Source organism: Bradyrhizobium sp. 26S5 (assembly GCF_036923295.1).
GTDB lineage: Bacteria > Pseudomonadota > Alphaproteobacteria > Rhizobiales > Xanthobacteraceae > Bradyrhizobium > Bradyrhizobium septentrionale.
Genome location: NZ_CP145948.1, coordinates 46,256 through 59,852, shown reverse-complemented (window position 1 = coordinate 59,852; position 13,597 = coordinate 46,256). Strand labels below are relative to the sequence as shown.

Here is a 13,597-nt window from a genome sequence, read left to right as displayed (position 1 = left end):
GCGACGGTGAGCCTGATATAGGAGAGAGGGTCCTGCCCGCAAGGACTGGACGCAACGTTGAGGCCTGAAAAGACTGACGTTTGAAAGATTGTGTCAGCCCGACTGCGGCGCCAGTTCAGGCCGCCCGAAGCAGGTCCGCAACGAGCCCAAGCCACGCCCCGAGACAGGCCCAAGCCAAGTTAACAAATCGGCAATGATTTAGGGCGCCAACGTCCGCCGCGCGGCGTCACCGCTGTTGAGTGAACGCTCACAAACGTCGTATGCGAGAGCGGCGCACGGCCGAGGCGCGCTGTTTGGCCGCTGGGCGGCCGCAGGCGGTAGGCTCGTGGACACGTCGGGAAGCTGAAAAGTGCCAGCCAATCAGGGCGAAAAGCCCATGGAATCGGGCTCGCGGGCCCGGAGCGGAGGTTTGGCGGCCTGTTGCAGGGTCATCAAAACCGCTAAAAGCGGTCCGACTGAAAGAGGCCACCCAGCCCTGCACCGGGCCCGTTGCGCGGCCACCAAGCAAAACCGGTAGATCCTCCCATGACGCCTTTTCGAGTTCTCGTTGCGGTTGCCTTGCTGATTGCTGCCACCTGTCGTGGCTTCGCCGCCGACGTGGTGTTTCCGCCGGGCGCGCATGTCGGGATGAAGCCGCTGGTGGGCCTCAACCGGGCCAAGTCGTTCATCGGCTTCGAGACTGAGGACCAGGGCGTGAAGGTCCTGATCGCCGACCTGCCCGCGGACGCCTACGCGGAGGTCGTGAGCGCGTTCAAGGCCAATCCCGCCGGCACCGGGAATATCAAGCCCGAGAGCCTCGAGACGCCGGCCGGCCTCGCCTACTACACCGTGGAGAGTGGGCGCGACGGCGCCAGCAATGTGCGGCGCTATTCCATGATCCTGCCGGGGCCGACCTTCTCCGGCTATGTCGCGGTGCAGGTGCCGGAGAATGCGAGCAAGATCTACACCGACGACGCCGTGCGGCAGATGTTCGCCACCGCCCAGATCCGCAACGAGGTGCCGGTCGACGAGCAGCTCGGCATGATGCCGTTCAAGGTCACCGAGCTCAGCGGTTTCAAGAATATCCGCATGCTGGCGCCGGGCGCGGCACTGCTGATGGCCGACGGCGACGAGAAGGCCCTCGAGACCAAGCCCTTCTTGCTGCTTGGCATCATCGGCTCGGCCCCGGCCACACCCGATGATCGCGGCCGCTTCGCCCAGCAGATCGCGACTACGATCCCCGGCGTGCGCGACGGGCGGATCACCATGTCCGAGCCGATCCGGATCGACGGCCAGCCCGGCTTCGAGACCCGGATCGACGCCGTCAGCGGCAAGGACAACACCCCGGTGACCATCGTGCAGTGGCTGCGGTTCGGCGCGCAAACCTCGATGCGCATCATCGGCAGCTCGCCGCGCACCGATTGGGAGAAGGCCTTCCCGCGCTTCCGCGCGGTGCGCGACGGCATCCAGCCGCGCGGCTGATCCCTTTCGCAAAGCCCTCCGAAAAATCGGGCTTTCGCAGCTCCACGAACGGAACTAGCCTCCTCGCGCGATAATCACACAAAGCGAGGAGGGCGCGATGTTCGATCGACGACGGATTGTTGCAGGCCTTGGCACGATCTTTGGCACGATGGCGCTCGCGACGCTGGTTCCCAGGAATCTCTGGGCCGCCGCAATCAAGCCCGACGACGGCTCCGCGCTGCTCGTGATCGACGTGCAGAACTGCTTCCTGCCCGGCGGCAGCCTCGCGGTGAAGGACGGCGAGCAGGTGGTGCCGGTGATCAACAAGATCGCCAAGAGCTTTGCCAATGTGGTGATGACGCAGGACTGGCACACGCCCGGTCACGTCTCCTTTGCCTCGGTCCATGCCGGCAAGAAACCGTTCGAGACCATCGACCTCGCCTATGGCAAGCAGGTGCTGTGGCCCGACCACTGCGTCCAAGGCACCGACGGCGCCGCGCTGTCGAAGGAACTTGCGATTCCGCAGGCGGAGCTGATCATCCGCAAGGGTTTTCACAAGGACGTCGACAGCTACTCCGCCTTCACCGAAGCCGACGGCAAGACCACCACCGGGCTTGGCGCCTATCTGACGGCGCGCAAGATCAATCGCGTGTTCGTCGCCGGGCTCGCCACCGATTTCTGCGTGGCCTGGACCGCGCTCGATGCGCGCAAGGCCGACTTCGAAACCTATGTGGTGGAGGATGCCTGCCGCGGCATCGACACCCAGGGATCATTGGCCAAGGCCTGGGCCGATATGGACAAGGCCGGCGTCAAGCGCATCCAGTCGTCGGATATCGCGTAAGACATTGGATCAGGCGGTGATGTCGGCGCTTGGGGCGGCCTTGGCGCCGCCCTTGGAGACGCCGACCAGCGCCGGACGCAGGATGCGCTCGCCGATCATGTAGCCGGCTTGCACGACCTGCACCACGGTGCCCGACGGCACTGACGGATCAGGCACCTCGAACATCGCCTGCTGGAAGTTCGGATCGAACTTCTCGCCGATCGGGTCGAACTTCTTGACACCGTTCTTTTCCAGCGTGTTGAGCAGCGAGCGCTCGGTCAGCTCGACGCCTTCGAGCAGCGCCTTCAGGCCGGGATCGGCGGCTTCCTTGGTCTCGGCCGGCACGGCGTCGAGCGCGCGCTGCAGATTGTCGGCGATGTCGAGCACGTCGCGGGCAAAGCCGGTGATGCCATAGGTCTTGGCGTCGGCAACCTCGCGGCGGGTGCGCTGACGGAGGTTCTCCATCTCGGCCAGCGTGCGCAGCGTCCGGTCGCGCGCCTCGGCGAGTTCCTTGGTCAGCGCCTCAGCCGATCCCACCTCGGGATCGTCAGGCATGATGTAGGGCTTCGAGACCACGGGTTCACCCGTCGGCGCCGAATTCTCGGTGTTGTCATTGGCCCGGTTCGGATCGGTCATGGCTTGCCTTCTCGAAAACTCGCGTCGGTTCAAATCTTGGGGATTGCTGCCCGGGATATCGTGCTTTGAGCGGCGAAAATCAAGCGCAACATACCGGTTAGGGCCAGCGCACCTCCACTTCGCGTCAAGAAACCCGTCAAATGAAACCGAATTTCGCTCCGATCAGCCGCCCAGCATCTTGCTGACGATGCGCGCGGCATAATCCACCGTCGGGATTACCCGCGCATAGTTCAGCCGCGTCGGTCCGATCACGCCGAGCACGCCGACGATCCGGCCCTGGGCGTCGCCGTATGGCGCGATGATGGTGGAGGAACCCGACAGCGAGAACAGCTTGTTCTCCGAACCGATGAAAATCCGCACGCCCTCGCCGCGTTCGGCGCGGCCGAGCAGATCGATCACGCCGCGCTTGGTCTCGAGATCGTCGAACAGCGACTTGATGCGCTCGAGGTCGTCGAGCGCATGCAGATCCTCGAGCAGATTAGCGTGGCCGCGCACGATCAGCTGGCGGTCCTCGTTCGCGCCGCCGGACCAGCTCGCGATGCCGGCCGCGACGACCTTTTGCGTGAGCTGATCGAGCTCGGCGCGGTTTTGCGTCAATGCCGTCTCGAGCTCGAGCCGCGCTTCGGCCAGCGTCCGGCCACGGATCCGCGCATTGAGGAAATTGGTCGCTTCGGTCAGCGCCGACGATGGAACGCCCGGCGGCAGCGCCAGCACCCGGTTTTCGACCTGGCCGTCTTCGCCGACCAGCACGACCAGCGCCTTCTCCGGCTCCAGCCGCACGAATTCGATGTGCTTCAGCCGCGCATTCGACTTTTGCGTCAGCACCACCGCGGCGGCACGGGTCAGCCCCGACAGCTGCGTCAGCGCCTCGCCAAGCGCCGCCTCGACGGATTGCGCACGGCCGACGGCGGCCAGCTGGGTCTGGATCGATTGACGCTCGGCCTCGGTGAGGTCGCCGACCTGCATCAGGGCGTCGACGAAGAAACGCAAGCCAAGTTCGGTCGGCAGCCGGCCCGCCGAGGTGTGCGGCGCATAGATCAGCCCGAGCTGCTCGAGGTCCGACATCACATTGCGGACCGAGGCCGGCGACAACGGTAATGCGATCAGGCGCGAGATGTTGCGCGAGCCGACCGGCTCGCCGGTCGCAAGGTAGCTTTCGACGATTTGACGAAAAATGTCGCGCGAACGCTCGTTGAGCTGGGCGAGCCCCGCATGCGGTGCGATCAGGCCAATCGGATCGTGATGAGTCACACTCCAGTCCCTCACAATTGCTGCCTAATCTGTCGCTCCGAGAGGCCGGTGACAAGCATGCATTCAGCCCCCGGTACCTGGCCAACCCAGGGCCGAAAACCCTTGCCGCTGCCCGTTCCCCCTCCTACAAGCACGCCCAGCCATATATCTCGGATTTTTGGAGGATTTCATGCGGCCAAGCCGCCGTGCGCCCGATGAACTGCGTCCCGTGTCGCTGGAACGCGGCGTCGTCAAATATGCCGAGGGTTCCTGCATGGTGAAGTTCGGCGACACCCATGTGCTGGTGACCGCCACGCTGGAAGAGCGGCTGCCGCCCTGGCTGAAGGGCCAGGGCCGCGGCTGGGTGACCGCCGAATACGGCATGCTGCCGCGCGCCACCCTGGAACGCACCCGCCGTGAGGCCTCCGCCGGCAAGCAGGGCGGCCGCACGGTCGAGATCCAGCGGCTGATCGGCCGTTCGCTGCGCGCGGCCGTCGATCTGGAGGCGCTCGGCGAGCGCCAGATCACGGTCGATTGCGACGTCATCCAGGCCGATGGCGGCACCCGCACCGCCTCGATCACCGGTGCCTGGGTGGCGCTGGCCGACTGCATCAACTGGATGAAGGCCCGCAACATGCTGAAGACCAACGTGTTGCGCGACAATGTGGCGGCGATCTCCTGCGGCATCTACCAGGGCACGCCGGTCCTCGACCTCGACTATGCCGAGGACTCCGAGGCCGACACCGACGCCAATTTCGTCATGACCGGCGACGGCCGCATCATCGAGGTGCAGGGCACCGCCGAGAAGACGCCGTTCTCGCAGGACGAGTTTCTGGCGCTGATGGCGCTGGCGCGCAAAGGTGTCGCGCGTCTGGTCGACTTGCAAAAGATCGCGGTGGCGTAGTCAGATTGGTCATGCATCGCCGAATCACCGGAAGGCTCGTCATCGCCACCCATAATCCCGGCAAGCTCGCCGAGATGCGGGAACTGCTGGCGCCGCATGGCGTGGAGGCGGTGTCGGCCGGCGAGCTCGGCCTCGCCGAGCCCGAGGAGACCGGCGACAGTTTTCGCGCCAATGCGGCGATCAAGGCGATCGCCGCGGCGAAAGCGACCGGACTGCCGGCTTTCGCGGACGATTCCGGCCTCGTGGTCGACGCGCTCGACGGCGCACCCGGGATCTATTCGGCGCGCTGGGCCGGCGAAGGCAAGGATTTCATGGCGGCGATGACGCGGATCGAACGTTTGCTGCAGGAGCGCGGCGCCACCGCGCCGGACCGGCGAAGTGCGCATTTCGTCTCCGCCCTGTGCGTGGCGTGGCCCGATGATCACCTCGAGGAGGTCGAGGCCCGCGCCGACGGAACCCTGGTTTGGCCGCCACGCGGCACCGCCGGCTTCGGCTATGATCCGGCCTTCCTGCCCGACGGCCATACGCGGACCTTCGGCGAGATGACCAGCATCGAGAAGCACGGCCTGCCGCCGCTCGGGCTTGGCCTGTCGCATCGCGCCCGCGCCTTCGTGAAGCTCGCGGAGATTTGCCTTGAGCCACGCTGAACGGAAAGCCTTTGGCGTCTACGTGCACTGGCCGTTCTGCCTGTCGAAATGCCCGTATTGCGATTTCAACAGCCACGTGCGGCATGCGCCCGTCGACGAGGAGCGCTTCGTGCGCGCCTTCGCCCGCGAGATCGAGACCACGGCCGCGCGGGTGCCGGGGCGCGAGGTCACCTCGATCTTCCTCGGCGGCGGCACGCCGTCACTGATGCAGCCGCAGACCGTCGGCGCCGTGCTCGACGCCATCGGCAAGCATTGGTCGGTGGCGCGCGACGTCGAGGTCACGCTCGAAGCCAACCCGACCAGCGTCGAGGCGACGCGCTTTCGCGGCTATCGCGCGGCCGGCGTCAACCGCGTCTCGCTCGGCGTGCAGGCACTGGACGACGCATCGCTGAAGGCATTGGGCCGACTGCACACCGCGCGCGAAGCGCTCGACGCGGTTGCGATCGCGCGAAGCGCGTTCGACCGCTACTCGTTCGATCTGATCTATGCGCGGCCCGACCAGACGCCGCAGATGTGGGCGAGCGAGTTGAAGCAGGCGATCTCGGAAGCCGCCGAGCATCTGTCGCTCTATCAGCTCACGATCGAGGAAGGCACGCCGTTCTTCGGGCTGCATGCCGCCGGCAAATTGCAGACGCCGGATGAAGCGACCGCGCGCGCGCTCTACGACGTGACGCAGGAGGTCTGCGCCCGCGAGGGATTGCCGGCCTACGAGATCTCCAATCACGCCCGCACTGGGGCGGAGTGCAAGCACAACCTCGTCTACTGGCGCGGTGAGGAATATGCCGGCATCGGCCCCGGTGCGCATGGCCGGCTCGACGTCGATGGCGTCAGGCACGCGACCGCGACCGAGCGGCGCCCCGAGGCCTGGCTGTTGAATGTCGAGGAACGCGGTCACGGCGTCGTCACCGATGACAGCCTCAACAGCGAAGAGCGTGCCGACGAATTTTTGCTGATGGGGCTGCGGCTTGCCGAGGGCATCGACCCCAAGCGCTATGCGGCACTGTCCGGCCGCCAGCTCGCCCCGCAGCGGATCACAATGCTGCGCGAGGAAGGCGCGATCGCCGTCGACGCCGACGGACGGCTGCGCGTGACGAAGTCAGGATTCCCGGTGCTCGACGCCGTCGTCGCGGATCTCGCCGCCTAGGTGCACGCTGCCAAAATATCGAAAACAACCCCATGCAAAGTAGCTGGCGGGTTCCGGCGCTCGACAAGGCAGCTTGCCCGCCTAAGCCCCAAAACTCTTCGGCGACCCCGCAACCGGTGTGCCGCCGCCGGACGCCACCTTCATGACCGCAAGGCCGCGTTCATTGGTGCCGTCGGAGCGGAAGCGGAACAGGCCGTCGATGCCGGCAAAGCCGGATGGATTGGTCAGCGTCTCCGGCGCGAAGCGCTGTGCGCCTTGGGTGCGCGCCAGCGCCGCCATCAGCGCGACGGCATCATAGGCCAGCGTCGCGGTCCGCACCGGCTCGCCGCCATATTTGGCGCGGTAGCGGCCGGCGAAGCTGCGGAAGCCGGACGGGTCTGGCGCGGCGTAGAGGCCGCCCTGCAGCACGGGGCTCGCGAACACCCGCGGATTGTCCCACAGCCCGGTGCCGAGCAGCTGGATGTTGCGCAGATTGGCGCCGGCCGCGGTCAGCGCATCGGCGGTCGCGACGACCGAATCGCCATCGTCGGCAATCAGCAGCGTATCGGCCTGGCCGAGCGCCTGTGCCACGGTCCGTGCCGGCGTTGCGCGATCGGCGCCGTATTTCTCGAATGCGACGACGCGGCCGTTCTTGCGGCCGACCGCCTGCTTGAACGCGGCCTCGACCACATTGCCATAGGCGTTGTCGGGCACCATCGCGGCGAATGAGCGCTTACCGATCCCGGCGGAATAATCGACGATCCGATTGATGTCGGACTCCGGCAGGAAGCTCAAGAGATAGACGCCGCGTCCGGCCACGCTTGAATCGGTGGAGAACGCGATCACCGACGTTCCGCGCGGCCGCGTCAGTTGCGCCGTGGCCGGCACGGAGCCCGCGAACAGCGGTCCCAGAATGATCTCGGCCCCTTCCGACAGCGCCTGCTGGGTGCCCTGCGCCGCGCCTTGCGAACTGCCGCCATCGTCCTTGATCAGCAGCTGAATGTTCGGGTTCTGAAATTCCGCCAGCGCCATTTCGGCGGCGTTCCGCATCGACTGGGCGGCGAGCCCGGCATTGCCGGACGCCGACAGCGGCAGGATCAGCCCGATCTTGACTTGCCCGGTACCGACCGCTTGCGGCTGTTGCTGCGGGCCGGCGGGTCCCGCCTCCTGGCCGCCGCCGAACGGACTGGAGAACTGGCTCAGGCTTTGCTGGATACCGGAGCAGGCCGACAGCAGCGGCGCGCCCACGATAAGACCAAGCGCGGTCCGCCGGGTCGTGCCCGACGGCGGGGACTTGTGGTGATGCGGGCCTTCCATCGTCTCTCTTCTCTTGGCCGACCATGATCGGCCAGGACTCCATCCGGCTCTGATGAGGCGGGTGGATTCAGGCATATTGTCGGCGAATAGTTAACCGGAACAAAAGGATTATGGCCCCGCGGCGCCGTTGCCGCGGCCCACATTTCCGGCGCAGCGACCTTCAAGCAACACCCCTGCGGGTGTGGCGCAAGCGCTGCCATCCCTCTAGATTGGCATTATGCGCGCAAAAGCCAGTTCCCTCCACAGTCCTGACGCCACGGCGGGCGCTGCGGCCAAAACCTTTTCGATCGGCGGCCAGCTGCTGGCGGCGCCAAGGGCCACGCCCGGGCTCCATCTGGTCGCGACCCCGATCGGAAATCTCGCCGACATCACCCTGCGCGCGCTGGAGACGCTGGCGGGCGTCGACATCATTGCCTGCGAGGACACAAGAATTACGCGCCGGCTGACCGAGCGTTACGCGATCACGGCCGAGCTTGCGCCCTATCACGAGCATAACGCCGCGCAGGCGCGGCCGAAGATCCTGGAACGGCTGGCGCAGGGCGCCTCGATCGCGCTGGTCTCGGACGCCGGCACGCCGCTGATCTCGGATCCCGGCTTCAAGCTGGTGCGTGAGGTCTGCGCCGCCGGGCATGCCGTCATCGCGGTGCCGGGGCCGTCGTCGGTATTGACGGCGCTGTCGGTCGCGGCGCTGCCGACCGACCGGTTCTTTTTCGAGGGATTTTTGCCAACGAAGGAACACGCGCGCCGCGCTCGGCTGACCGAGCTGGCGCGGATCGATGCGACGCTCGTGATGTTCGAATCGGGCAATCGCGTGCAGGACACGCTGCGCGATCTCGCCGCGATCATGGGTAGTCGCGATGCCGCGATCTGCCGCGAGCTGACCAAGCTGCATGAGGAGGTCAAGCGCGCGCCGGTCGCCGAGCTTGCGGCAGGCGCCGATGTGCTGGAAACGCGCGGCGAATTCGTGCTCGTCGTCGGACCGCCGGCCGATGATGCCGGCGTGATGGACCAGGGCGCGCTCGACGATCTCCTGCGCGCGCAGCTCGCCCGCGGCAGCGTCAAGGATGCGGTCGCGCACGCGGTCGAACTGTCGGGCCGCCCGCGCCGCGAGGTCTACGCCCGCGCCCTCGAACTGGCGAAGACCGTCGGGGACGGCGATGGCGAAAACTGACAGCGCCTCGCCCGAGCGCGTCGCGGCATTCCGCACCGGCATATCGGCCGAAAGCCGCGCCGCCGCCCTGTTGATCGCCAAGGGCTATCGCATCCTGGCAAGACGCTTCCGCACCCCCTATGGCGAGATCGACCTGGTGGTGCGCCGGCGCAATCTGCTCGCCTTCGTCGAGGTCAAGGCTCGTGCCAGCCTCGATGACGCCGCCTATGCGGTGACGCCACGCCAGCAGCAGCGCATCGTCAATGCCGCCCAGGCCTGGCTGATGGCGCATCCCGAACATGCCGAATTTGATCTCAGATTCGACGCCGTGCTGATTGCGCCGAAGAGCCTGCCGCGCCATCTGTTAGCGGCATTCGACGCCAGCCCTTAAAGTTACCTCCAGACCTCGCGGGATACGCTTATGAAATTGAAGATCGCCGTCCAGATGGATCCCATCGCGCGCATCAACATCCGCGGCGATTCCACCTTTGCGCTGCTGCTCGAAGCCCAGAAACGCGGCCACGGCATTTCCTATTACACGCCAGATAGACTGTCGCTGCGCGGCGAGGAGCTGGTGGCACCGATGCAGTCTCTCACCGTGCGCGACGAGGTCGGCAATCACTTCACGCTGGGCGAGCCGAAGCGCGAGGCGCTCAATGGCTTCGACGTCGTGCTGCTGCGGCAGGATCCGCCGTTCGACCTCGCCTATATCACCTCGACCCATTTCCTCGAGCGCATCCATCCGAAGACGCTGGTGGTCAACAACCCGGCCAGCGTGCGCAACGCGCCGGAAAAGCTGTTCGTGATGAATTTCCCGCAGCTGATGCCGCCGACCCTGATCTCGCGCGACCTCGACGAGATCAACGCATTCCGCGATCAGCATGGCGCCGTCGTCATGAAACCGTTGCACGGCCATGGCGGCGCCGCGGTGTTCCGCGTGATGCCGCAGGACATGAATTTCGGCTCGCTGTTCGACATGTTCTCGGTCACCTTCAAGGAGCCCTGGGTGATCCAGCGCTTCCTCCCCGAGGTGAAGCATGGCGACAAGCGCATCATCCTGGTCGACGGTGAGTTCGCCGGCGCCGTCAACCGCGTGCCGGCGCCGGATGACCTGCGCTCCAACATGGTGCGCGGCGGCGCGGCCGCGGCGACCGAGCTCTCGGATCGCGAGCGCGAAATCTGCGCCACCGTCGGACCCGCGCTGCGCGAACTTGGCCTGCTGTTCGTCGGCATCGACGTGATCGACGGCAACCTCACCGAGATCAACGTCACCTCGCCGACCGGCATCCGCGCCATTCAGCGGCTCAACGGCCCCGACGTCGCGGCCAGGGTCTGGGATGCCATCGAGAAGAAGCGCGCCGCCAAATAACCCTCCCTTGTGCGCCGCACATGCCGGTTGAATTCTAAAAGCGCGATGAGATCGGGTTGAATCATCATCGCGCTTTAGCTTCTTGTTTGAGCATGATCTTTTCGGAAAACCGCGTCACACTTTTCCGGATCATGCTTTAGCCGGAGACCGACCGCGCCAGCGTTCGCCTTATTCTTCTTGCCAGCTTGCGCGGGCGAGGGCAGCATTCTCTTGCCTGCGTCAGGTCAAGCGGCGGGTCAATGGGCAGGCATCAACGCGAAAATCTCATAAAAAATGTGGAGGAAGACGTTATGACGCTCAATGTCTCACGACGATCCTTGCTCGCGCTTGGCGCCGGTCTCGGCGCCAGCACCATCCTCGGCGGCACGGCCGAGGCGCGCGCTCCCAAACTCGGCACGCAGACACCCTATTGGCATCGTTTCACGCTCGGCGATGCGGAAGTGACCGTCGTCTCCGACGGCCCGCTGCCGCTCGGCGATCCCTCCGGCACCTTCACCGGCGTGCCGAAGGAAGAAGTGAAGAAGATGCTGTCCGACAACTTCCTCTCGCCCGACAATGTCGTGCTCGAGCAGAACTCGCCGATCGTCAACACGGGCGACAAGCTGATCCTGTTCGATACCGGCATGGGTACTTCCAAGGCGTTCGGTCCGACCACCGGCCGGCAGCAGAAGAGCATGAAGGAAGCCGGCATCAAGCCGGAAGACATCGACGCCGTCGTGCTGTCGCACGCGCATATCGATCATATCGGCGGCATCGTCGATGCCGACAACAAGCCGCTATTCCCGAACGCGCAGTACTACATCGCCCAGAGCGATCTCGATTTCTGGACCGACGAAGGCAAGATGGGCAGTCCGTTGAAGGACTTCATCGTGCACGCCCGCAAGAACCTGCTGCCGGTGCGCGACCGCATTGTGTTCTTCAAGGACGGCCAGGAATTCCTGCCCGGCGTGCAGGCGATCGCGGCGCCCGGCCACACCGTGGGCCACACCATCTTCATGGTGAGCTCGGGCGGCAAATCCTTCGCCTTCCTCGGCGATCTCTCGCATCACGCGGTGCTGCTGCTGGAGCGGCCGCGGATGGAATTCTCCTACGACACCGATCCGAAGCAGGCGGCGGCCTCGCGGGTCAAGCTCCTGGAGATGCTGGCCGCGAACAAGACCGCGGTAATGTCCTATCACTTCGCCTGGCCAGGCTACGGCCACGTCGCCAAGGTCGGCGACGGCTTCCACTACTATCCCGAGCCGATGCAGATGAATCTGTGAGCAGCGGCGCATCCGGGGACGGCACACGCCGCCCCGGATGTTCCCTTAATGTTCTTGCGTTGGGCATCCCGCTCCGCTACCTTGGGTGGCGGAAGATAGGGGCAGCATGGTCCAGCGGGTTTCTACCGTCGCTTTCGAGGGGATCGAGGCCCGCGCGGTCGACGTGCAGGTGCAGGTCGCGCCGGGACTGCCGGCCTTTGCGATCGTAGGCCTGCCCGACAAGGCGGTGTCGGAGGCGAGGGAGCGGGTGCGCTCGGCGCTGATCGCCTCCGGCCTCGCGCTGCCCGCCCGCCGCATCACCGTCAACCTGGCACCGGCCGACCTGCCGAAGGAAGGCAGCCATTACGACCTGCCGATTGCGCTCGGCCTGATGGCGGCGATCGGGGCGATCCCGCCGGATGCGCTCAATGGCTTCACCGTGCTCGGCGAGCTCGGGCTCGATGGCTCGATCGCGCCGGTGGCGGGCGTGCTGCCTGCCGCGATCGGCGCCAACTCGCGCGACGAGGGATTGATCTGCCCGGCCGCCTGCGGCTCGGAAGCCGCCTGGGCGAGCCCCGACATCCAGATCATCGCAGCTCACTCGCTGATCCAGATCGCCAATCACTTCAAGGGCACGCAGCTGCTGTCGCGCCCGCAGCCCAAGGTGCACGAGCGCGAGGAGACGCTGCTCGACCTGCGCGACATCAAGGGCCAGGAAAGCGCAAAACGCGCGCTCGAGATCGCGGCCGCCGGCGGGCATCATCTGCTGATGATCGGCTCGCCCGGCGCCGGCAAGTCGATGCTGGCGGCGCGGCTGCCCTCGATCCTGCCGCCGCTGTCGCCGTCGGAACTGCTCGAAGTCTCGATGATAGCCTCCGTCGCCGGCGAGATCCGCGACGGCGCCCTGACCGCGCGGCGCCCGTTCCGCAGTCCGCATCACTCGGCCAGCATGGCGGCGCTGACAGGCGGCGGCATGCGCGCCAAGCCCGGCGAGATCTCGCTCGCCCATCAGGGCGTGCTGTTCCTCGACGAGTTGCCGGAGTTCGATCCGCGCGTGCTGGATTCGCTGCGGCAGCCGCTGGAGAATGGCGAGGTCTCGGTGAGCAGGGCCAACCATCGCGTCACCTATCCGGCGCGCTTCATGCTGGTCGCGGCCATGAACCCGTGCCGCTGCGGCCACGCCTATGAGCCCGGCTATTCCTGCAAGCGCGGCCGGCTCGACCGCTGCACCGCCGACTACCAGATGCGGATCTCCGGCCCGCTGATGGATCGCATTGATCTCAGGATCGAGGTGCCGGCGGTGACCGCGGCCGATCTGATCCTGCCGCCGCCGGCGGAGGGCTCGGCCGAGGTCGCCCGCCGCGTCGCGGCCGCGCGCGACATCCAGCTCGCGCGTTACGCGGCGGCCGGCATGCCGCAGGTCCGCACCAACGCGGAAGCGCCGAGCTCGCTGCTCGAGACCATCGCGCAGCCCGACGCGCATGGCCAGAAGCTGCTCCGCGAGGCGGCCGACACCATGCACCTCACCGCGCGCGGCTATCACCGCGTGCTGCGGGTGGCGCGCACGCTGGCCGATCTCGACGGCGCCGAGACGATCGGCCGGCTGCACCTCGCCGAAGCGCTGTCCTATCGTGCATTGGCCGACGATTTGCGCCGCGCGGCGTAGCGTTTTCCAGCGAAGCCTGTCCCGCACTTGATGCGGGATCGGCACCGATTCGCC

General features: G+C 66.3%; 13 protein-coding genes. 10 read left to right on the top strand and 3 right to left on the bottom strand.

Annotated features, from left to right (window positions below; translation table 11 throughout):
* Positions 1-525: 525 nt before the first annotated feature.
* On the top strand, positions 526-1,461 hold the full coding sequence (locus V5279_RS00270) for a hypothetical protein (protein WP_338694089.1): 936 nt from the start codon (positions 526-528) through the stop codon (positions 1,459-1,461).
* Positions 1,462-1,558: 97 nt separating this feature from the next.
* Positions 1,559-2,281 carry a bifunctional nicotinamidase/pyrazinamidase gene (pncA, locus tag V5279_RS00265; protein WP_338694087.1) on the top strand — a complete coding sequence of 241 codons (723 nt, stop codon included), beginning with the start codon at positions 1,559-1,561 and terminating at the stop codon, positions 2,279-2,281.
* A gap of 9 nt (positions 2,282-2,290) precedes the next feature.
* Here the strand turns inward: pncA and grpE are convergent, their stop codons facing one another.
* A complete protein-coding gene (grpE, locus tag V5279_RS00260; protein ID WP_166212907.1) occupies positions 2,291-2,896 on the bottom strand; it encodes a nucleotide exchange factor GrpE in 606 nt (201 codons plus the stop codon).
* A 162-nt stretch (positions 2,897-3,058) separates the two neighbouring features.
* Positions 3,059-4,147 carry a heat-inducible transcriptional repressor HrcA gene (gene hrcA, locus V5279_RS00255; RefSeq protein WP_029081002.1) on the bottom strand — a complete coding sequence of 363 codons (1,089 nt, stop codon included), beginning with the start codon at positions 4,145-4,147 and terminating at the stop codon, positions 3,059-3,061.
* Positions 4,148-4,316: 169 nt separating this feature from the next.
* Between hrcA and rph the strand changes: the two genes are divergently transcribed.
* From rph to hemW, 3 genes are read left to right on the top strand one after another with little or no spacing between them, the layout of a single operon-like run.
* Positions 4,317-5,030, top strand: a complete 714-nt coding sequence (rph, locus tag V5279_RS00250; protein WP_166300189.1) for a ribonuclease PH — start codon at positions 4,317-4,319, stop codon at positions 5,028-5,030.
* Positions 5,031-5,041: 11 nt separating this feature from the next.
* Positions 5,042-5,677, top strand: coding sequence for an RdgB/HAM1 family non-canonical purine NTP pyrophosphatase (gene rdgB, locus V5279_RS00245; protein ID WP_166300187.1), 636 nt, complete (start codon positions 5,042-5,044; stop codon positions 5,675-5,677).
* Positions 5,664-6,821, top strand: coding sequence for a radical SAM family heme chaperone HemW (gene hemW, locus V5279_RS00240; protein ID WP_338694081.1), 1,158 nt, complete (start codon positions 5,664-5,666; stop codon positions 6,819-6,821). Before rdgB ends, hemW begins: the two co-directional genes overlap by 14 nt.
* An 81-nt stretch (positions 6,822-6,902) precedes the next feature.
* Here hemW and V5279_RS00235 read toward each other — a convergent pair whose 3' ends face one another.
* On the bottom strand, positions 6,903-8,117 hold the full coding sequence (locus V5279_RS00235; protein ID WP_338694079.1) for a penicillin-binding protein activator: 1,215 nt from the start codon (positions 8,115-8,117) through the stop codon (positions 6,903-6,905).
* A gap of 217 nt (positions 8,118-8,334) precedes the next feature.
* Between V5279_RS00235 and rsmI the strand changes: the two genes are divergently transcribed.
* The 5 genes from rsmI to V5279_RS00210 all read left to right on the top strand — a co-directional run bounded on the left by rsmI (position 8,335) and on the right by V5279_RS00210 (position 13,543).
* Positions 8,335-9,288, top strand: coding sequence for a 16S rRNA (cytidine(1402)-2'-O)-methyltransferase (gene rsmI / locus V5279_RS00230; RefSeq protein WP_166300161.1), 954 nt, complete (start codon positions 8,335-8,337; stop codon positions 9,286-9,288).
* Complete coding sequence (locus tag V5279_RS00225) at positions 9,275-9,658, top strand: YraN family protein (RefSeq protein ID WP_166212917.1); 384 nt, start codon at positions 9,275-9,277, stop codon at positions 9,656-9,658. The genes rsmI and V5279_RS00225 overlap by 14 nt, the downstream gene beginning before the upstream one ends.
* A 30-nt stretch (positions 9,659-9,688) precedes the next feature.
* Positions 9,689-10,636: a glutathione synthase gene (gene gshB / locus V5279_RS00220; protein WP_338694073.1), complete on the top strand. Its 948-nt coding sequence runs from the start codon at positions 9,689-9,691 to the stop codon at positions 10,634-10,636.
* Between the two features lie 290 nt (positions 10,637-10,926).
* A complete protein-coding gene (locus tag V5279_RS00215) occupies positions 10,927-11,898 on the top strand; it encodes an MBL fold metallo-hydrolase (protein ID WP_338694071.1) in 972 nt (323 codons plus the stop codon).
* Between the two features lie 106 nt (positions 11,899-12,004).
* On the top strand, positions 12,005-13,543 hold the full coding sequence (locus tag V5279_RS00210) for a YifB family Mg chelatase-like AAA ATPase (RefSeq protein WP_338694069.1): 1,539 nt from the start codon (positions 12,005-12,007) through the stop codon (positions 13,541-13,543).
* The last annotated feature ends 54 nt before the right edge of the window (positions 13,544-13,597 follow it).